The sequence below is a fragment of the Halioglobus sp. HI00S01 genome (genome assembly GCF_001635445.1).
Lineage (GTDB): Bacteria > Pseudomonadota > Gammaproteobacteria > Pseudomonadales > Halieaceae > Halioglobus > Halioglobus japonicus.
In genome coordinates this window covers 268,787-288,412 of the sequence record NZ_LWEE01000058.1, presented here as the reverse complement: position 1 = coordinate 288,412, position 19,626 = coordinate 268,787, and the positions used below count along the sequence as shown (strand labels likewise).

At 52.7% G+C, this 19,626-nt stretch carries 15 protein-coding genes; 9 read left to right on the top strand and 6 right to left on the bottom strand.

Annotation, left to right across the window (positions count from 1 at the left end; all coding sequences use genetic code 11):
- Window position 1: 1 nt before the first annotated feature.
- From A3709_RS09650 to idi, 3 genes are read left to right on the top strand one after another with little or no spacing between them, the layout of a single operon-like run.
- On the top strand, window positions 2–1,168 hold the full coding sequence (locus tag A3709_RS09650; RefSeq protein WP_066053612.1) for a lycopene cyclase family protein: 1,167 nt from the start codon (window positions 2–4) through the stop codon (window positions 1,166–1,168).
- Window positions 1,165–2,031, top strand: a complete 867-nt coding sequence (locus A3709_RS09645; protein ID WP_066053609.1) for a Brp/Blh family beta-carotene 15,15'-dioxygenase — start codon at window positions 1,165–1,167, stop codon at window positions 2,029–2,031. Before A3709_RS09650 ends, A3709_RS09645 begins: the two co-directional genes overlap by 4 nt.
- Window positions 2,018–2,605 carry an isopentenyl-diphosphate Delta-isomerase gene (idi, locus tag A3709_RS22590; RefSeq protein WP_197484141.1) on the top strand — a complete coding sequence of 196 codons (588 nt, stop codon included), beginning with the start codon at window positions 2,018–2,020 and terminating at the stop codon, window positions 2,603–2,605. The genes A3709_RS09645 and idi overlap by 14 nt, the downstream gene beginning before the upstream one ends.
- 934 nt (window positions 2,606–3,539) lie before the next feature.
- On the opposite strand, the gene A3709_RS23155 is transcribed toward idi, so the two are convergent.
- The gene (locus A3709_RS23155) at window positions 3,540–3,707 is read right to left on the bottom strand and encodes a hypothetical protein (RefSeq protein ID WP_156507650.1); all 168 of its coding nucleotides are present in this window, start codon (window positions 3,705–3,707) and stop codon (window positions 3,540–3,542) included.
- A 42-nt stretch (window positions 3,708–3,749) separates the two neighbouring features.
- Between A3709_RS23155 and A3709_RS09630 the strand changes: the two genes are divergently transcribed.
- Both A3709_RS09630 and A3709_RS09620 read left to right on the top strand, forming a co-directional pair.
- Window positions 3,750–5,207, top strand: coding sequence for an NAD(P)/FAD-dependent oxidoreductase (locus A3709_RS09630; protein ID WP_066053601.1), 1,458 nt, complete (start codon window positions 3,750–3,752; stop codon window positions 5,205–5,207).
- 711 nt (window positions 5,208–5,918) lie between these two features.
- Window positions 5,919–6,170, top strand: a complete 252-nt coding sequence (locus tag A3709_RS09620) for an efflux RND transporter permease subunit (RefSeq protein ID WP_066053595.1) — start codon at window positions 5,919–5,921, stop codon at window positions 6,168–6,170.
- A 78-nt stretch (window positions 6,171–6,248) separates the two neighbouring features.
- On the opposite strand, the gene A3709_RS09615 is transcribed toward A3709_RS09620, so the two are convergent.
- From A3709_RS09615 to A3709_RS09605, 3 genes are all read right to left on the bottom strand, one after another.
- On the bottom strand, window positions 6,249–7,241 hold the full coding sequence (locus A3709_RS09615) for a cytochrome d ubiquinol oxidase subunit II (protein WP_066053593.1): 993 nt from the start codon (window positions 7,239–7,241) through the stop codon (window positions 6,249–6,251).
- A complete protein-coding gene (locus A3709_RS09610; protein WP_066053591.1) occupies window positions 7,238–8,590 on the bottom strand; it encodes a cytochrome ubiquinol oxidase subunit I in 1,353 nt (450 codons plus the stop codon). Before A3709_RS09610 ends, A3709_RS09615 begins: the two co-directional genes overlap by 4 nt.
- 159 nt (window positions 8,591–8,749) lie before the next feature.
- On the bottom strand, window positions 8,750–9,916 hold the full coding sequence (locus tag A3709_RS09605) for a DUF6607 family protein (protein ID WP_156507649.1): 1,167 nt from the start codon (window positions 9,914–9,916) through the stop codon (window positions 8,750–8,752).
- Window positions 9,917–11,054: 1,138 nt separating this feature from the next.
- On the opposite strand from A3709_RS09605, the gene A3709_RS09600 reads away from it, so the two are divergent.
- A complete protein-coding gene (locus tag A3709_RS09600; RefSeq protein ID WP_066053585.1) occupies window positions 11,055–11,615 on the top strand; it encodes a demethoxyubiquinone hydroxylase family protein in 561 nt (186 codons plus the stop codon).
- Window positions 11,616–11,984: 369 nt separating this feature from the next.
- On the opposite strand, the gene A3709_RS23150 is transcribed toward A3709_RS09600, so the two are convergent.
- A complete protein-coding gene (locus A3709_RS23150; protein WP_156507648.1) occupies window positions 11,985–12,137 on the bottom strand; it encodes a hypothetical protein in 153 nt (50 codons plus the stop codon).
- Between the two features lie 897 nt (window positions 12,138–13,034).
- Between A3709_RS23150 and A3709_RS09595 the strand changes: the two genes are divergently transcribed.
- Window positions 13,035–13,328: a hypothetical protein gene (locus A3709_RS09595; RefSeq protein WP_066053583.1), complete on the top strand. Its 294-nt coding sequence runs from the start codon at window positions 13,035–13,037 to the stop codon at window positions 13,326–13,328.
- Window positions 13,329–14,602: 1,274 nt separating this feature from the next.
- Window positions 14,603–16,756: a tetratricopeptide repeat protein gene (locus A3709_RS09590; protein WP_082850028.1), complete on the top strand. Its 2,154-nt coding sequence runs from the start codon at window positions 14,603–14,605 to the stop codon at window positions 16,754–16,756.
- A gap of 457 nt (window positions 16,757–17,213) precedes the next feature.
- Here the strand turns inward: A3709_RS09590 and A3709_RS09580 are convergent, their stop codons facing one another.
- Window positions 17,214–17,825 carry a TetR/AcrR family transcriptional regulator gene (locus tag A3709_RS09580; RefSeq protein WP_066053580.1) on the bottom strand — a complete coding sequence of 204 codons (612 nt, stop codon included), beginning with the start codon at window positions 17,823–17,825 and terminating at the stop codon, window positions 17,214–17,216.
- A gap of 135 nt (window positions 17,826–17,960) precedes the next feature.
- Between A3709_RS09580 and A3709_RS09575 the strand changes: the two genes are divergently transcribed.
- Window positions 17,961–19,124: a cytochrome P450 gene (locus A3709_RS09575; RefSeq protein WP_066053577.1), complete on the top strand. Its 1,164-nt coding sequence runs from the start codon at window positions 17,961–17,963 to the stop codon at window positions 19,122–19,124.
- The last annotated feature ends 502 nt before the right edge of the window (window positions 19,125–19,626 follow it).

Below are 19,626 nucleotides of genomic sequence, written 5' to 3'. Positions count from 1 at the left end.
GATGAACCATAGAAGCTATGATCTCGTGATCGTCGGAGGCGGATGTGCAGGCCTGTCTTTAGCGCGCAATCTAGCCGTCGCCGACCTGGACCAGCGTGTGCTGATTCTTGAGCCGCGGAGCCACTATCGAAACGACCGCACCTGGTGCTTCTGGGAAAGTAAATCGCACGCTCTGCAGCATCTCGTATCGAACCATTGGAACGAGTGGCTAATGGATACTGCTGATGGCGAAGGTGTCTCGCACCGCTCTTACGCTTACTCATACCAAGCCATTCGTAGCTCTGATTTCTATCGGGATGCACAGCTGGCTATAAATAACAGTGGGAGATGTGAGCTGAGACTGGACACCTCGGTAACACATTTCGAGAGAGGTGAGCGGGATATCTTTGTACACACAAACGACTCAGTTATTCGTACGCGAGCAATCGTAGATACCCGCAATGATCCGGCTATACCGCTGCAAAAACCGCACTTGTATCAGTGTTTCAGCGGCGTTGAAATTGAGACAGACAGAGCCATCTTCAAGTCCGCGAGCGCCGGACTGATGACCGATATGTCGACAGACGCCGACGGATTCAGGTTCCGATACATTTTGCCATTTTCGGGGTCGCGTGCATTAGTCGAAACGACACGGTTTAGCCCGTCGCCTCGCACTGTCAGTTCTCTAGATTCAGAGTTAGAGCAGGATCTCAATGCCGTGTGCGGCCACACTCAGTTTCAAATCAAATACCGAGAAGGCGCAATACTGCCCATGGGTTGGCCACAGCCAAAGAAAGTGCCAGACCAAACGGGGCGCATTGTGCAGGCCGGTATTGCTGGTGGCGCACTTCGACCGTCATCAGGCTATGGCTTTGCACGTATCCAAACTTGGGCTGAGCTCTGCACTCGTCACATTCGTCAAACAGGCCTTCCCTGTGGGCATCCGCCCCAGCCAGGGATCGAGCAGTTCATGGATCGTATTTTCTTGCAGGCGCTAGTTGATCGTCCTGATCAAGGAGGTGTGTATTTCTTGCAAATTGCTCGCGCACTAGGCCCCAGGCGCTTTGCAATATTCATGTCTGGAAAAGCAGGCATGTTCGACTGGCTGCGCGTTGCCTGGGCACTGCCCTCGCTTCCCTTCATGCGGGCTGCCCGCAAAACTATGTTATCCCTTGGAAGCGCGTCATGATTCTGCGAGCTGACAATATTTTCTTCATATTCGTAGGCCTAGTCTGCCTTGTAGCGTGGGCAGCTGTTGATCTAAGCCTTTCGTTTCACTCACAGATCGCGCTGGTGGTGATCGTCGTAGCAGTGTTTGGGTTACCTCACGGGGCTTTGGATGTGGTGATCTCGCAGCGTCTCGGCCTATTTAGTACTACCAGGCGCTTACTAGGTTTTCATGTGTTTTACCTCGTCCTAGTAGCTTTAGTTCTCGTTATTTGGTCATTCGCACCGGCTTGGTGCCTAGCCGGCTTTTTGTTGATTTCTTCATGGCACTTCGGCGGCGACTGGTGTGGAGTCACCAATCGTGCAGGTTGCTGGATACTGGGCATCATGGTCTTAAGCCTGCCAGCGGCGTTTAACGCCGAGCAGGTGGTCGTCTTGTATTCGACAATCACGGGCGAGTCTTTGCATAGCTTAGTCGCCGTACAGGGCATGTTGGCCCCGATAGCGCTTGTGGGTGCCGTCGTCGTGAGCTCGGCCGCCTTAGGTCGCAACCCTCATCTTGTTGTAGAGATGGTGATGATCTTCACGCTAGCCTGGACGCTACCGCCTCTGATGTATTTTACAGTTTATTTCTGCGGCCTACATAGCATGCGTCACCTTCTTAGCACCGGGTTTCTTCCAAACTCGCGTACAGTAGTCGTAGCATCTGCGTATACACTGCTTGCTATTGCTATTGGTGTTGCGCTGGCCATTTCGCAATGGGACGCAAATGAGGCGTTAGGTATCCCGCTCAAGGCGACATTCCAGTTACTGGCAGCGTTGACGGTGCCGCATATGATATTGATCGATGGTTTTGTCAGAGACATTCCTTATGCAAGTGAATGACCACTATGAACGCGTTTTACTTGTGGACACAATGGACCGAGTAATTGGTTATGCCGGAAAACTCGATGCACACCGAAACGGTAGCTTGCACAGAGCTTTTTCTGTATTTGGTGTCGATACGGAGGGACGAGTACTAATCCAGCAGCGTGCGCTGTCCAAGTATCACTGTGGCGGTCTGTGGGCAAATACCTGTTGCGGTCATCCCCGTCCCGGTGAAACCGTACAGGCAGGTGCAGTGCGTCGACTCCATGAAGAGTTTGGGCTACGGGCTTGCCTAAGGCCGCTGACGGCTACTCGATATTGCGTCAATGTTGACCCAGGGTTGGTCGAGCACGAAATAGCACATATTTTTGTTTGCCGAATCGACGCAAGCCCTCAGCCAAATCCAAGCGAGATCGCTCAGTACAACTATGTAACATGGGAAGAACTGTTGGAAGATGTACGTGTCCAGCCTGCCAAATATGCACCTTGGCTGCATCACTACCTGACACATCTTTCATCGGAGCTTGAACGGGCTCTACGGGTTTGCGCACAGGAAGATGATCAAACTCAAGGCCTTAGTGCTAACAAATAATCTCTCGGCTACACTGCTGCCGCCGTGAAATTAAAAGCATTCAGAAGTAATAGCAGCGCCGAAACTTATAACTTCTAAGTATTCGTTAGCCTAAATAGATGACCAATATTCAACGCTTCAAATAGAGCTATAGCAAATATAATCACTGGGCAGGGCGTAACTACGTAAGCAAGCACAGCCGATGATGATGGTGATCGCTAAAAGCATACTTTTTATCATCGCTTGTTCTTATCTGAGACTACTTCTCTGTTTGTGGTGTTCCCTGCAAGAGCGTGGCCTTACAGTCCTTCCTTCCACAATGAGCGCTGGCAAATTCGGGGCAGCGACGTTTAAAAGAGTATCTTATGACGACGCGACTTGTTCAGACGCGTTGATCACATTGATGAACCGCCGGCGGTTGACCTTCAGCAATCTCCCTATTAGCTTGCGCTGTAGTAACTTATAACGCAGCCGAGACACTAGGCAACGTGATTTCCGGTGGTGTAGCGCGACTGATAATAAAGTATGAAATCTGGATATAGGATTTAGCAATGAACTTATTCGAAGAAGAAAATACCAGAGTAACCGGTGCTGCTAGCATTACTTGCATGCAAGTAGAAACGGTTTTTGCCTAATCGGCAATGGCTGTCGTACGAGCAAATATTGAACATGACAAACTGGATGAACCGGTGGTAAATATCGCTGCACTCGACGTTGAAGCGATCGTCTCAGTTCTAGGTGACGGCTCTGGCGAGTCATTGGCGACAACGCGATGGGCTGCCAGCGGTCAACTTGATAGTTTACACAAGCTGTGTATCAACGAAACCGTTTACACCAGCGAACAAGTTTAGGAGCAGACCGAGCATGAACATGTGTGGCTACTGCGAGTGAATCATTGGGGCATTGTTCACGGTATAGGTCAGTTCGTACCGCAGACCCTATGCCTCCGAGAGCGCTAGGTGAACGTGTTTTGAAAGCTGACATACACAATAATTTCTATGTCTTCCGCCTGCAGATAATCCTTGGCGCGGGCCAAAAAGTTCGCGGTCATATCAAGCCCATCGGGGCAGAAACTCAGCTTTCGCTGCTCCCGCGAGTTGAGGAATGATACGACGGAACCCATGGAGCGACTTTTGATTACAACTTCAATTATTGTGGGGGCACTATGATAGATAAGCTCAACCTACGTATTGCTGTAATCGGTGCAGGTCCCGCTGGCATTGCCGCAGGGCGAGAGCTATTGCAGCGAGGCTTCAGTGACTTAACAATTTTTGACTCCCTGAGCGCCCCCGGAGGCACTTGGCATCTTCACTCCTACCCCGGTCTAGCTTGCGACGTTTGGGCTCACTCCTACTCGTTTTCGTACGCACCCAACCCAAACTGGTCAGCTAACTTTGTTGAACAGCCCGAAATTCAGGCGTATCTGGCAGAGTGCGCCACGGAGTTCGGGCTAGATCCTCACCTCACCTTGAATACCCATATCGAAAGCGCCGACTATCAAGGAGATGGAACGTGGCAACTGCAAACTAGCACGGGAGAAAGTTACGTTTTTGACATTGTCATCAATGCTATGGGCAATCAACACACACCTCGATTCCCAGACGTACCGGGCCTAGACCTTTTCCTCGGCGACAGCTGGCACGGCACGCGTTGGAACCACGACGTAGATTTAACCGGAAAGCGGGTAGTTGTGGTCGGGTCTGCGGCTAGCGCCGTCCAGATCATTCCCGAGATCGCTCCTAAAGTTGGTCACCTGACCGTATTACAAAGGTCTGCCAACTGGATCATGCCGCGCGGTAGAAAGTTCTACACTCAGAGGCAGATACACAGGGCGAGACGCTACCCTGCACTTATTAAGCTCATTCGGAAATGGCAGCGATTGCTAATGGGACAGGTAGAATATGCAGTCACCAAGGGTCATAAACGTATGGGGCAGTTCGAATCCCGGGTGCTAAGATTTATAGATAGGACTGTGGACGACCCCGTCACTAAAAAAGCGCTCGTCCCATCTACCCCTTATGGCTGTCAGCGCGGTCTGGTGTCTGATGACTTCTACCCAACTTTAAACCGACCCAACGTAGATTTGGTGGCCAGCGCTCTAGAGGAGGTTACTCCGAGCGGTATTGTTACAGCGGAAAAACGCGCCATTGAAGCAGATATTATTATCTACTGTACCGGATACCGCATACTCGATTTCGACCGCATCAAAGTTACCGGGGTTAGCGGTACGTCTATGGCGGACGCAATGGGCGACAATCCAAGGGCCCACAAAGGTATCGCAGTGCCTGACTTTCCAAACTATTTTTTTGCGGTAGGTCCGAATGGTCTGGTACTAAACGTCTCGTATTTTGTAACCGCTGAGCAGAATGCCGAAACGATCGCACGGTTACTGGTCGAGAAGGAAGCGGGGAATGCCAAGGCCATCGAAGTCAAAAAGACAGCGTTTGATGAATACAACGAGTGGATGGCCGATCGTTTTGGTCGGTTTACCTGGGGGGCCAGCGACTGTCACAGTTATTACCGCAATGCGGCCGGTCACGCCCCTTTCCTGTTTCCAGGAAATTTCAAGGAATATAAGGGGCTGCATGAGGAGATCAGCTTGGAAGATTACAACACTACTTAGATTTGTTCTCAACGATGGTCGAGCCTGAATTTCAAATAGCATATGCCTGCTAATAGGAAATGACAGAGATGTCTAACAAGACAGCTCTTCATGACAGGCCCGCAGGCAGAATCAGCAAGGCCATTGCCGAAATTCAGGGTTCTTCGACCAGGATACTCGCCTCAATTGCTAAGAAAGTGACGGCCTACTAGCCTTGCAAAGTTATTCGCTGAGACGTTGTATCAACGCGGCAAGGCTTGCGCCTGTTCCACTGACTCTTGTTTATACGTAATTCACTCATGCACAATCTACGGGGCGCACAGACCTAGACTTTGCTGTCAGAAAACTCGGCTCCGGGGGCTGTGTCCGTGCCCATGCCCGTTTCCTCCCCGATGTTGCTGCTTATTGCGTTTTCCCTGATCCCCAAGGGCTACCGCGCGGTCTGCCCGAGCCGAGTGAGGAAGTTAATAGACGCGATCTTTGTGACCTTCGGTGCAGGGCCGGGTGCAATTGCCAGTGTCCAGGTAGTGAAGGTTATGGCATTGCTCCCTATCCGAGCGCAGGAGCGTTATGCAGTAATCCTTGGATCGCAGCTAGTAGTCCTTATGGCGTGCGAGCATTGCCAGGCGTATTGTTGGGCTTTCTAGCCGCGCTGCCCATGCTGGTTGCAGGCAGCTTCCCCATCAAGGGTCTTACACGTCTGGTTTAGTCACTTGGAAAAGTCTGATCCTGATGGGAACGATCGTCAACAGCCCGACCCTGGTAGATCGTGCAGTACAGAATGTCTCAGAGGCTGGGATGGCGGCCATCGAAGCCATATCAGAAGCGGTGGAGATCTGCCTGAGGCCCACCGCCATGTCAACACTAACAGCCCTGTTTGGACTCGCGTCATTCGTGTTTCTGCCCGGCGCGGGTACCAAGCTCTATCGCGGCGTTGACCTTATCGTCATGTCGGGATTCTCGGGGCTGCCCTCGTCACACTGACCATGCTGCCTGCGCTCGCGGTGAGCGAGCTGCAGCTGCAAGCCCGGCGTAACGCCTCATGACAATCGCGGTACGCGCTCAGTCGTAGCGCAGTTCTGTTGCTTTGCCGCCGAATACGCGGTAGACAAACACAGAGTAGGCTGCGATCAAGGGCAAGGTAATAGCCACCCCCCAGAAAATAATGACCAGCGACCCGGTGGCCGCCGCCGCCTCGTACAAGTTCATCTGTCCAATAATGATATCGGGATAGATACTGTAGGCCAGGCCAATGGCCGCCATCAGGCATATTACCACCAGCGCAACGAACACCAGCCAGCCATAGCCCGCGTGCAGTATCTCGGGGCGCTGCAAAATCCAGCCGATGCCGAAGTAAGCGATGGCGCAACTCACCGGTATCGGTAGCAGCCCGATCACGCTGGGCATAGTGAACCAGCGACTGGCAATGCTCTCACTGACCAGTGGCGTCGCGATAGACACCAGCAACAAAGCCAGACCCATGGGTAACCACGCCCGCCGGCACCATCGCACCGCCTTGTCGAACAATGCATCCTCGGTCTTGATCATCAGCCAGGCGCCTCCCAGCATGATATACAGTGCCGGCAGCGTTAGCGCTATCAGGGTGGAGAACGCGAGACTGGTGCCCGTGTTCTGCAAGCCGGTGATGTAGGCGCCGAGCATCCAGCCCTGAGCCATAGACGCGGTTAACGATCCCGCGCAGAACGCCGCATTCCATAATGAGCGCCGGTCGTCCCCGGCCTTAACGCGGAAATCGAACGCCACTCCGCGCAACGTCAGCCCGAAAAGCATGATCGTCACCGGTATATACAATGCAGTCAGTACAATGCCATGCGCCTTCGGAAAGGCAATCAGGAGCACGCCCACACCCAGAACAATCCACGTCTCGTTGGCATCCCAGAAGGGCCCTATCGAGGCAACCATGATGTCTTTCTCTCGATCATTACCAAAAGGCAACAGGATGCCGATGCCAAGATCAAACCCATCCAGCAACACGTATATCAACAGCGCCAAGCCCATGGCGAACACAAAGAATAGCGGCAGAAGTTCGATCATGTCGCGACACCTTCCACCGGGTTTACCTTGCGTCGCGGCAACAGCGCCAACGATCCAGCAGGTTTAGTCGCGAGGTGACGCAGGGCGTGGATATAGGAGTAAAGCAGGAACACGTAGAGTCCGATATAGCCCAGCAGCGTGCCCATGAGAGTGGCACTGTGGTGAGAAGCCGCGACTTGAGATGTCGACAACAGGCCGTGCACTACCCAGGGCTGCCTGCCAATCTCAGTGACATACCAACCTGCCAGTGTCGCAACCCAGCCGGAAAAGGTCATGATCGACAGCGCGGTAATGAGCGCGGTGCTCGGGGAACGACCGCGGGCAAAAGTCCAAGCACCCCACCAGGACACGAGCAGCATCAACCCGCCCGTCGCCAGCATGATGCGAAACGACCAGAAGACCGGTGCCACCGGGGGATGATGCTCGAAGGCTTCGAGCCCTTCAACTTCACCATCGAGCCGGTGGGTCAGAATCAGGCTTGCTGCGTTGGGAATCTGCAAGGCAAAGTCAGTGCGTTTCTCTTCCTCGTTGGGGATGCCGATAATCGTGAAAGGCGCGCCCTTCTCGGTTTCCCATATCCCCTCCATCGCTGCGATTTTTTCCGGCTGGTGCTCAAGGGTATTCAAACCATGCAGGTCACCGACGAGCACCTGTACGGGGATCAGGACGGCGGCCACGAAGACACCGGTCTTCAGAACTTTCCAGGTTGCAGGCCCATCAACCCCGCGGCGCACTCGCCAGGCCGAGACGCCGGCGACCAAAAATGCACTAGTCAGGAAGCTCGCGAGCATCATATGCGCTAGCCGGTAGGGGAAGGAGGGATTAAACACTATCTGCGCCCAGCTCTCGGCATAAAACTCCCCGTTCTGGATACTGAAACCTGCCGGGGTCTGCATCCAGGAATTGAGTGCGAGAATCCAGAATGCCGACAGAGACGTTCCAACGGCGACAAGGGAAGTCGCAATGAGGTGAACCCGATTGGATACGCGCTGCTTGCCGAACAGCATGATGCCGAGGAAAGAAGCCTCCAAGAAAAAGGCAGTGAGCACCTCATATCCAAGCAGTGGGCCGGCAATGTTCCCCGCACGCTCCATGAACCCCGGCCAATTGGTGCCGAACTGGAAACTCATTGTGATGCCGGAAACAACCCCCAACGCGAAGGTCAATGCGAAGACCTTGACCCAGAACTGATACGCATATTCCCACGCCGCATCACCAGTCAGAGTGAACCGCACCCTAAAAAAGAGTAATAACCACGCTAGACCAATGGTGATCGCCGGGAAGAGAATGTGAAAGCTGATGTTGGCCGCGAACTGGATACGGGCCAAGACAATAGGGTCGAATTCCACGCAACACCTCCAGCACCGTTGTTTAGCCACTATTATACGACGCTACGCCTGTAAGAGTATGGTTTTCATTTATACAGGTCATAGACAGGATTCATAAGACCGGGGATAGACTCCCCGTCCGAGTATGACATGCGTCATAATGGCACCGCACAGAAAACTTTAGGGTGGGAAAGTCACATAGCGAGCCATAACTGCCTCAAGGTTAGCTTGCTCGGAACTCGCACTCCAGTCGATGCCAGGCTCTTCGGCCATTTGGAACAGGGTCATAAACATGTGTGCGCCATCAGCTTGCTTGGCGATCACCATGTGGTCTTCGCGTGCAAAGGTTTCGCTCCAGTACGCCCTGACTTTAGCCCAGAAGGGTTTAGTGCGTTCCCAGTAGTCATCGCCCGGCAGCCAGTTGAACTCAGCGATGCGCTCGTAGCGCGCCAAGCCGTTCTCTCGGGCAAGCACCTCTGCGGCTCCACCCCGGCCATTAAGTACCACCTTTAAGTTCTGTTCTTCCTGTACCCAGCCAGTCGGCGTTATCGTGTGATGGTTAGTGCCAATCAAGACGTCGTAGTCCTGACGCACGCTAAATTCCCTGCGCGGTAATGGTCGCCAAGTCTCATCACTTTTCCAACTGGAGAAGTTGGCCGTGTGCTGCCACTCACCTGCCGCCATGTAGCGAGGTGAGTCATCCACCTGGTAGACGGCCTGTACCCAGTGCCCGCGGCGTTCAGCCCTAACCGCTTGCTTTTTCCACTCACGGTTTCCCTTAAACGTGTGCATCGTGGGCGCCTCGAACATCCAATCCTGGCGCCAGTGTTTGACAACGATTGGATCCATGGCCGAACCGTCCTCTTTCTTCACTTCCATCACGAGGATATGTTGTAGCTGGATTATGTCCGGTTCATCGGTGACCACATAGACGTACTCAGTCCCCCAAGATTGATAGGGATTGCTTGGCGCATAGCCGTGAGTAAAGCCAATAGTCTCAATGAAATCGAAGCTTGTTCGGTAAGGGCCTGCCATGCTCAGGATAGCGCGCCTGTCACGTTCTTTTTTGCTTATCCCAGGCTCCTGCAGACGCAACCACTCTGGTGATGGTTCCGTCACCAAAATTACCTCAGCTCCCTGCGTGGTACCGCCGCGCGGCGCCATGTCGCCCGACACCGCGTACTGCCATGAGAACGTATATTGACGCTCGTTAGGATCTGCTCCGATATCTTCTTTATCAGCTTGGCCGTAACCGCGAACACCGGCGCTCGCCAACAGTGCCAGCGTCGCTCCCAGTGCGGCTGCGAATAGAGCACTCTTGCGCTGCTTACGACGAAATAGATTCAACAAGGTCCCCCCACAAGTTTCATACTCAGACCGATAAAGGCCAGCTCCTAGCATACGCTATCAGCCCTAAGACACGAACTTACAGCCACGAAACCGTAGCTCGAATCAGTTCTCGCTGCTCTTTCTGTCGAGATGCTGTCAGGGATTTATGTGCAGAGGGCTTATTAGTTAACAACACGAATCTACCCTAAAGCCTCAACGTTAAGGCCAACACGTTCAATATGTTCGCGATATTGATAGACAGCTTCTCGCAGGGCTCATCCATCGCCGTGGAGTAAACCGTCCATGGCTCGGCGTGTCGGGTGGCGCAGTGCACCCGGACAGGCGAGCGCAATATTCGAAGCTGTCACCCGTTGCTTCTCGTAAGATCGCAGATCGAAGTCTCAAGCCCCTCTGCGCTCACCATATCTCGCTGTTTTTCGTGCTTTTTCATGGTGCTGCCAAGTTAACTGGGACGAAGCTGTCGAAATATCGAACATCTCCTGGCCATTGCTGTGTAATGATGTAGGTGAAGCAAGGAGGAGCGTAGCTGATAAGAAACGGAGCCATCAGGCTTAATCGCCTGACAAAATCGGCGAAGACCAGGCTATCTCCCCTATCATTGCTGGCATATCTGGGGCGGGCTCGTTGCCCGGTATCGTCCTGGAGCTGAAGATCGCTGTATCCAAGGGTTCCAGATCCATATCAGGGTGATTACCCTCTGCTAGCCGACTCAATGTGGTTCCGCGTTCGCCCTGGCTCCCCGGCTTTAGGAACCAGAGATTTGTCGAGAAAGGGCTCATAGTGGAAGCATACTACGCTCCGTTCTATACGGCATGGGCCTAATACGAATCACTAGTTTTTCACCACCAGGTGAAAACCCACTTCGTCGCGAAGCTCCGACGGACCGGGCGCTTAGTTTCTCAGCCAATATTGAACTCAACATTCATACGGAAGCAGCTCAAGCTATCGCGACACCGTGTAGCAAACAAGCCACAGCGACCGGGGTTATATTGTTAAGGATGCCACTATGACCAGGATTCGTCCGCCTATAGTCACCTAAGTGGCCAACCTGGTTTCGAATTGGACAAATCATCAATCGCCGCAAACCGCATCCGGCGGCTAGTCGTACCTTGTGTAGATGCATAAAGGAAGCGACATGAGACAAAACGTGACCGCCATCGGCGCACTCCCGGACCCTAGAACCCTGCCTACATGGCTCCAGGCCGAACTGCGTTCAGATCACGCAGGTGAAACAGGGGCCGTGTGGATTTACCGCGGTATTCTTCGATGCAGCCGCGACCCAGTGGTGCGCGATTTCGCTGAGCAGCACCTGGAGACCGAACAAGACCACCTAGAGCTTTTCGAGCAGTGGCTTCCTCGATCGATCAAGAGTTTGTTGCTCCCTGCATGGTGCGCTTCCGGCTGGATACTGGGGGCACTCGCGTCGATCGGGGGTCGCAATGGTGTCTTTGCGACCATCGACGCCGTGGAGACTTTCGTGGTGAAACATTATCAGCAGCAAATCGACCGGTTGACGCTCAACGACCTTCACCCGGAGGTGGCGCTAATCCTGACCCAGTTTATGCGCGATGAAGGCCACCACTGCGAGGACGCTCGGACCAGGCGCAGCGGAGACGAAGGGCCTTTCTACATCGGCTGGAGAAAGCTCGTGGAGTGGGGCTCAGCCGCCGCTGTCACAGCTGCGCGCACCATCTGACCATTATACTGCCCAGCGGCCTCCGGAGGGTCAACTCCCCCACGCTTTAAAGAACCCCGGCGTGCACTGCCAAGATCGGCGCCCAATGACCCGAGGCGCTTGTGCCGAACAGAATACTCACGATCATGAGAATAATTAGGACCTGCCAAACTCCGATGCCACTCATATCCATAGCTCATTTACCCGTAGATCGACTAAACCAAAAGGAACGCCCGCGATGGCGCCCTTCGGCTACAATAAGAGGTCAGCCTCCGACCACACAGCCACCGTTGCGCGCGATCACGATGGTGCTGTCATTCGTGTCGTCACCCCATAGGGCTAAGCAGGTAAGTTACTAGCCGCCGTTCGTCGTTACCGGGGTGCCGCTTGTTAATGAACATGGTGCCGGCAATATCGTGTGGTGATAAGGCCGGTAGTTTCATCGCCAATCAGACCCGTGATCAGGCGTTTGATTTCTAGGCTTTGGGCATACCCCATGTCGTAAGCGATATACACCAACATTTGGTTGTTAAGTTCTTTCATGCAGCCATCCGGAACCACCCACAGGCCGTCCGGATCGCTGTAAGCAAGCTAATCTACTCCACACTATGTGTACCGACTAATAGACTGAAGTCGGTGAGTGAAACCTGATTTGCTCGAGTATAACCAAGCTGCTGATGGGCTCGGATGTTCCCCGCCAAGGTTCACTGCCCCACTGTGTTTGACTTCAATCCTGTTGCATTCGACTTAGCATGGTGTCACCAGGCACAGGAATGTCTATGCTCTATCCACGGCCACTCCAGCGTCCACACGGGTAAAAATCAAGTGCATTTAGGTCCCAACTACTCGCGGCAATCTCGGCCCTACGCACCTCAGGTGCCCTCTTCGCGCATAACTCAATCAAGCAACTGGCCGACGACATCCAGCGTCACTTGACAACGTGTGGCCAAGTCGAGGGGACGCTTACATTAAAAACAATTTTTGCGTGTAATTGCGGTTCCGTATCTATATTGAGCGCCTTTCAAAGCTCACATTTACTCCAACTGCACGTCGTACACGCATATTTTATATCTCAGTATTTCTATGTATTGGAGGTGCAACCATGTGACCACGCTCGGCCACCTTTAAAGAGAAATACACATGTGTATCCCAGACTAGCGTGGACTCATATTTCAAGATTGAGTTGTTTGGGCCAGCCGGTTTCAACGCAATCCCAGTTTGATAGATACCCATTTAGCAAATGGCTTTATTGTTAGTTTCACTTGCTCACAGGCATGCGCGATTTCTGCAGGAACGACATACCATCGCAAATGTACTAGGTGAACACTTTTGATTGCATGAAACTACATTGACCACAAGCGTAAAAGCCATTCAGGCCCAAAAATCCAAGCACGAGTGGCGACCGTATCATCTATGAATATTCTCGAATGAGGGTAGACCATGAAGAAAATTGCTCTACGCGTTTATGACGCTTACAACTACGTTTTCGACTCCAGTAAAAATCCACTGCGGCACATACCTGATCCCACTAGCCGAATGTTCATCATGACGATACTCGCGTTTATGTGGAGCGGTGCCTTCGCGGTATATTTCGGTAGTATCATTTATTTTGGGCTCAGCGTGGCTGCGCATATTGTGCTCATTCTCATGTTTTTCTTCACGATGGCGGTGTTTTATGACGCCGAGAAAAACAAGAGTTCCTGGTTGCTCAAGTTACGCGAGAAAGACCTGTAACGGTCATGCCCTGTCGGGCTGCGCTGACTCAGGTGTATAGGTACCTCCGATAGCGGAGGTACTAGCTAGCGACAATCTCTACTTTAAGGTGCGGCATCCAGAGAGAATATGGTTCGGTGCGGGCCTATGTTATTAATTGGTAACTTTGAACAATAGTTACTCAACCACGTGGACCTTTCGCGATAGCAGGGAGAGACGTGTCGGATGTGCACAAGGAATCACATAAATGGTGGTTTCATCACGGTCATGGGGAGCTCGGCCTAGCAGCGTTGTTATGCCACTCCCTAGAGTTCTTGCGACCGGGAGAGCTGTCACTACAGTAATAGCGCTGGACGCAAAAGCCAGCTCCTAATGCAAGTGCGAATTGCAATGACGGTAAGTGCAAGCCGCACTTCCGTGGCTCTCCAAATACGGCGCCCTGGATCACTCATTTTTGGTCGAGATGACGTGTGATCCGCGACGGGGCGAGCGACCAATTCTATATAACCCCCCCCTCTATCGCAAAAAGCCTAAAGCTTATTTGGTTAGAGCACCCGACTCATAATCTGCAGGTCAAAGGTCCTAGTCCTTCTGGGCCAACACTCGGTTTCCTATGATTTTAACAGACTGCACCAGCCGACTATGGCCGCATGGACCAGGTAAACAATCACCTACTAAACCCCATGACAGAACTGAATATCCCGTCCCTGTTTATGCAGGGCATGGCGGCGCTCCGGTAGATGATCCCGCTAGCCATCCTCTGATTCATTACAAACACCTGCTAGTTCAAGCGCAAGCTCGGGAATCTATAACCAGCTCATTAAACAAGTACCTACACCCAGAATGCTTGCACGGTTATGCACAAGGTCAACCTGCCAGTCCGCAGTGCTAACATCAAAATCGACCATAAAGCTGTTCTTTCTTCGGGCATCCGATACAGACAAATCGCTATAAACTTTGAAGCGCGGACGCCTAAAGCAGGAAATGGCCACCAATCGAGCGCAAATAACGAATATAGAAGCCAATCCGGATAAGCCCATTGCTCCAACTGCAGTTAGAAAATAGTAAAGCGGGAAGCTCCTCCCGCAGCCTAGACCATGTCGCCTGTACTGGAAAATATTCAACCGCCTGGCGCTGTGACTGGCGTCCGACATGCAGACAGCTCCCTGCGATAAAACTATACTTAGCACACACAATGCGCCACAGCCGACTCGGAGTGACCTGCATCTGTCTAGGTTCGCCTGCGGTTGTAGGACCGACACAGCGAAGCAGCATACCAGCTCAAGGTCCGATATATGTCCATCAACGTCAACAAGTCCCTGCGCAGAGCCAAAAGCCTGGCCCACAGTGGTAACCTTCATGGTGCCGCCGAAATCTACCACGGCATACTCGAGCGGTTTCCTGGGAACAAGCAGGCCAGAACCGAGCTCGCCTCTCTCGGCCTGCAGAGTGGTAAGAAGGGGGCTGCGAGTGTCGGGGCGCCACGAGAACTGGTATTTAACGCCGTAAAACTTTATGAGGCTGGTCGCCTAAAGGAAGCACTGGCGCAGGCTAAACAGCTGTCTTCCCGCTATGCCAACGACCCGATGATTGATAATTTCCTCGGAGTGGTTAACTCAGCTTTGGGCAATGCTGAAGCAGCGGTTGATTGTTACACACGGGCAATCGATCTCAAGCCGGACTACGCTGAAGTCTATCGCAACCTGGGCGTGGCCTTACAGCAACTAGGAAGACACTCACAAGCCGCTGAAATCTATGCCAAGGCTATTCGCCTGGAACCCGCCAACGCGCAGGCACACTATGGCCTGGCAAGCGCATTGAAAGAAACCGGCGAGTTCGAAAAGGCCGTTACCAGCTACAGCAGGGCCATCAAACTGCAACCAAACTACGCTGCGGCATATAATAATCTCGGCAATACATTGCAATTCCTCAACAGGTACCATGAGGCAATCAGAAGTTTCAGCCGCTCAGTAGAGTTAGATCCGGTCAGCGCTGAGGCTCACGCTAACCTCGGACATGTATACAGTGTTCTAGATCGCCACGAGGAGGCCATCGCCAGCTACACCGCAGCGCTGAAGTACAACCCCCGCTTCGATGACGCCCGAGCGAAATTGCTGCACCGGCAATCGCTGCTATGCGAATGGGGCTCAGAGGGGACCAGGGCCTCACTGATCGCCCAACTGGGGCTGACCAAAGAAGTAGTGGAGCCTTTTTCCATGTTGGCACAGGATGACGACCCGCAGAGACAACGACAACGAGCACGTCTCTATGCAAGGAAAACATTTGGCCAATACCGAGAGTTATCGACGCTCGCCAGACCGAAAGACCAACTGCGGCGGATGAAAATCGGCTATTTTTCCGCAGACTTTCACAACCACGCTACCATGTTCCTAATGGCGAAAATGTTTGAAGTGCACGATAGTGAAAGATTCAGCATTCACGCGTTTTCCTTTGCTCCCGACCATGACGACACCATGGGCAAACGCCTGCAGCAGACGGTGGACGTATTCCACGACGTGCGCCATCTGGGCGAACAAGCCATCGCTGAGCTGGCTCGCGCCGAGGGGATCGATATCGCCGTAGACCTAAAAGGCTACACCAAGCGTGCTCGCACGGGCATCTTTGCCTATCGCGCGGCCCCGGTGCAGATAAGTTATCTGGGCTACCCAGGCACAATGGGCATGCCGAGCATGGACTATCTGGTAGCGGACCCAGTGCTGATTCCTGAGAACGAGCGCACCAGCTACTCGGAAAACATCATCTACCTACCCCACAGTTACCAGGTCAATGATAACGAGCGAGTAATATCCCAGAACATACCAACTCGTGCTGAGGAGGGATTGCCCGAAACTGGCTTTGTATTCTGCTGCTTTAACAACAGCTACAAGATCACCCCTAGAGAGTTCGATATCTGGATGCGACTATTGGGTCGGGTCCCCGGGAGTGTGCTCTGGCTGCTCGACACCGGAAAAACCGCGCGCGAAAATCTTCGTCGCGAAGCGCAGCAGCGAGGTATCGACCCGCAGCGACTCGTCATGGCGCAGAAACTGGACCTCGCGGACCACCTAGCCCGGCACTGCCTGGCCGATCTGTTTTTGGACACCTTCGCGTACAATGCGCACACTACCGCCAGCGATGCACTCTGGGCAGGGCTGCCGGTAATAACTCGGCTCGGCAGGAGCATGGCCGCCCGAGTGGGTGCCAGCCTTCTACAGGCGGTAAACTTGCCAGACCTGGTCACGCATTCCGACGAGGAGTACGAACAACTCGCGCTGACACTGGCGGCAAACCCCGAGCGCCTTGCCGACCTCCGCGGGCGCTTGGCCGACAACCGACTGAGCACTCCTTTATTCGATACTGAGCTGTTCACACGCCACCTGGAACAGGCATACCAACAGGCATACCAGCGCTTCTGTGACGGCAAGGCACCTGCAACTCTGTTCGTGTAAGGTAAATCCACAGCGTAAAACACGCTGTTGTGATCACCACTATGTATTGCCCGGCCGGGCTATTTCTGTTGAAAGTACTACTGGCGTTGTCGTTGTTCCTGATTGCTGCATTCCATAAAGTCGCCGACACGTTGCTCCGGATCGCCAGGCAAGGGTATCCCAAGATAGTCATCGATAGTTGTCGACAGGCTCTTTCAATTTGCGAGGATATGACGCGTGATCCGCGGGTGGGCGAGCGACCAATTCTTTATAAACTCCGCTCCCTCGCAACAAGCCTACAGCTCAGTTGGTTAGAACGTCCGACTCATAATCGGCAGGTCGAAGGTTCAAGTCCTTCTGGGCCCACCATTTTCAGCAAAAATCATTGGCTTATCACTGCGTAGAGCACGCGACTATGGTCACTGTCTCTTTGACTGGTGTCAGCAGATGTAGCGCTGGAGAGCGCAATTCCGGCACCTTAACCAGGCAGTGCCCGCTGCCAGGCTCTTTCCCCGAGCAGCTTTCGAAGAGTAAACGAAATAGTATCCATTGAGATGCTGATGCTATCGCTACCAGAATTCACCATGTACAAGCTACCCAACAGTAGCCGGTGAGTCGCAGCCAGACATTTCTCTTTCTCGACAATCTTGATATCAGCAATCACTGGCTCAACAAGGCCCGGCAATAAACTCCGAATTCCGCTTCGTGAACCAGACATGCTTTCATTTTTAGCAACAAGTACAGGCAAAGCTGCGCGAATAAGGTGTGGGTGAGCGTAAGCCTCCACGAGAATACTGCGTACGGTATAGCAGATCCTTTCGCCAACGGTCACGCCGTCTCGCGGTTGCTCAAAAAGCTTGGCTGAGAAACGCCGCCCCCATTCCAGGGTCAGGTCTCTGATGATGAATTCTTTTGTCTCGTAATAGCGATACAAGGTAGCTCGACCAATACCGGCTCCCTTTGCGATATCCATCATATTCACGCTTTCTTGATCCTCTGTATCCAATAGATTCCATGCTGCATGCAGGATCTTCTCCCGCGTGGCCCGCTGGGTACGGCTCATACTTTCGTGCTGGCGTTGTGCGGTCATGAAGTTCGGCCCAATGTTGATCGTTAGAAGAACCTATTAGTTGGGATAATACCTATTTATGAGACACGCGTCTTGACACCTTTCTCGGCCTCGATAAAAATGAGACACGCGTCTTATTGCGATGGAGGCAAAAAAGTGATTGATTGGTATTACGATAAGTTGCGGGGAGGCGAGTTTGCAGCTGAACTCCACAACTTGCGGCACCAGGCGGATATTGTGCCTGCAATGGCCATGGAGGGCTCCATGTCGATCTTCTATATTGTCGGCCACAAAGCCCTGAGCGATGCCTTCAAGAGCGCTGATTGTTTTCCACCAGGGCATGCCTACCAAATTATTTCCTTACCCTTTATTGGCGAGACCTTCATGTCAATGAATGAGGATCAGCATCGAGAATGGCGCCCTCCAATGACGCCGTCTGTCCGCCGCCATGCCATTGATGAGATAGATGAAGACTTACTGGACTCTATTGGCCATGAATTACTAGATCAGATTGAGCCACAGAACAACGTAGATTTCGTTACCGCATTTACGCGCCTATTTGCATTTCGTGTGATCTGCCGACTGCTAGGCCTGCCGATAGAGAAGGAAGGGGAATACTATCAGTGGTCTATGAATTTAATGTTTGGGGGGCGGGACCTGGAGAAGAGCCAGGCTGCGGATAGGAAACTTACATCCATTGTAAGGGATGTCATTAATGCCTGGCGTAAAGAACGGCAGGAGGACCAAATAAGTCGTTGGTTGGATACCGAAATTCAAGGACAAAAAATTAGTGATGAATCTATGTTTGCTCACGTCCGGTTGTTCTTTACGGCAGGCGCTACCACTACGTCCGACGCCATGAGCAACCTGTTCCATGCATTGCTGACCCATAAGGATGCCTGGCAGCAATGTGTGGAAGAGCCAGAGATGCAGGTTGGTGCCGTCAATGAACTTCTTAGGTGGAACCCTCCTGTCGCGGCGCAACCGCGCTTCACGCCGGCAGATCGCACTATTGAGTTTAGTGGTGTCAATATGTCACCCAATAGCGCGGTTCTGTTTGGGATTGCTGCTGCAAACCGCGACCCTCGTGTTTTTCCCAATCCAGATATCTTCGATATTAGTCGAAAAGCAAAAAACCTTTTGACCTTTGGCCCAGGCTTGCGTACCTGCCCGGGCATGCATCTGGCTCAAAAGAATTTGGCGTCTGCGCTGCGAATAGTGGCTGATCGGTTCCCTAATATTAAGTTGGCAGGTGAGGGAGCAATACCAGAAGGCATCCTTTTGAGAAGTGTTCCAACACTGCCGATATCGTTAAGTTAATAACCTGAGACTGACAATCTAATTCATGCAATCGAATGAGACCTCAAGCCACTGCATGGGCAACCAGGAACTTCGGGGCCTGCCCGGTTGATTTGAATCGCCGCATGCCACTCTCTGTGCGAGGTCGGCTAGAGAGATTGTTCGGCTCAAGTTCGGAGTTCGGTTTTGAAAAGCTGTTAGAAATCCTGGACATAGTGCCAGCAGGCACCGAAACCGACCCTGAGCAAGTTCGGGATAGCTTCGTTCCTAGCTGTGAGTTCGGTATCGGCCAACAAAATCCCGTAACTTTCTTCAGCTTACTGTTCCAGCCTGGCTCTGTTCGAGCTCCTCATAATCGGCAGGTCGAAGGTTCACGTCCTTCTGGGCCCACCATTTATCTTGCCATTCATAGATATAGATTTAGCTAGGGCGCCCGATTATTCCGGAGATATCGGTTACATCTGGTTATCCATAGTCGATGGGTGCAAAGTCTGACCTTGCCCATGGTGCTGTGGTCTGCGGT

Bases quoted from the DNA above. Each gene is read 5' to 3' on its own strand.
- A3709_RS09650 (WP_066053612.1), top strand. From the start codon at position 2: ATGAACCATAGAAGCTATGATCTCGTGATCGTCGGAGGCGGATGTGCA.
- A3709_RS23150 (WP_156507648.1), bottom strand. From the start codon at position 12,137: ATGAAAGAACTTAACAACCAAATGTTGGTGTATATCGCTTACGACATG.
- A3709_RS09630 (WP_066053601.1), top strand. From the start codon at position 3,750: ATGATAGATAAGCTCAACCTACGTATTGCTGTAATCGGTGCAGGTCCC.
- A3709_RS09615 (WP_066053593.1), bottom strand. From the start codon at position 7,241: ATGATCGAACTTCTGCCGCTATTCTTTGTGTTCGCCATGGGCTTGGCG.
- A3709_RS23155 (WP_156507650.1), bottom strand. From the start codon at position 3,707: ATGGGTTCCGTCGTATCATTCCTCAACTCGCGGGAGCAGCGAAAGCTG.
- A3709_RS09620 (WP_066053595.1), top strand. From the start codon at position 5,919: ATGGGAACGATCGTCAACAGCCCGACCCTGGTAGATCGTGCAGTACAG.
- A3709_RS09600 (WP_066053585.1), top strand. From the start codon at position 11,055: ATGAGACAAAACGTGACCGCCATCGGCGCACTCCCGGACCCTAGAACC.
- A3709_RS09580 (WP_066053580.1), bottom strand. From the start codon at position 17,825: ATGACCGCACAACGCCAGCACGAAAGTATGAGCCGTACCCAGCGGGCC.
- idi (WP_197484141.1), top strand. From the start codon at position 2,018: ATGCAAGTGAATGACCACTATGAACGCGTTTTACTTGTGGACACAATG.
- A3709_RS09590 (WP_082850028.1), top strand. From the start codon at position 14,603: ATGTCCATCAACGTCAACAAGTCCCTGCGCAGAGCCAAAAGCCTGGCC.
- A3709_RS09595 (WP_066053583.1), top strand. From the start codon at position 13,035: ATGAAGAAAATTGCTCTACGCGTTTATGACGCTTACAACTACGTTTTC.
- A3709_RS09645 (WP_066053609.1), top strand. From the start codon at position 1,165: ATGATTCTGCGAGCTGACAATATTTTCTTCATATTCGTAGGCCTAGTC.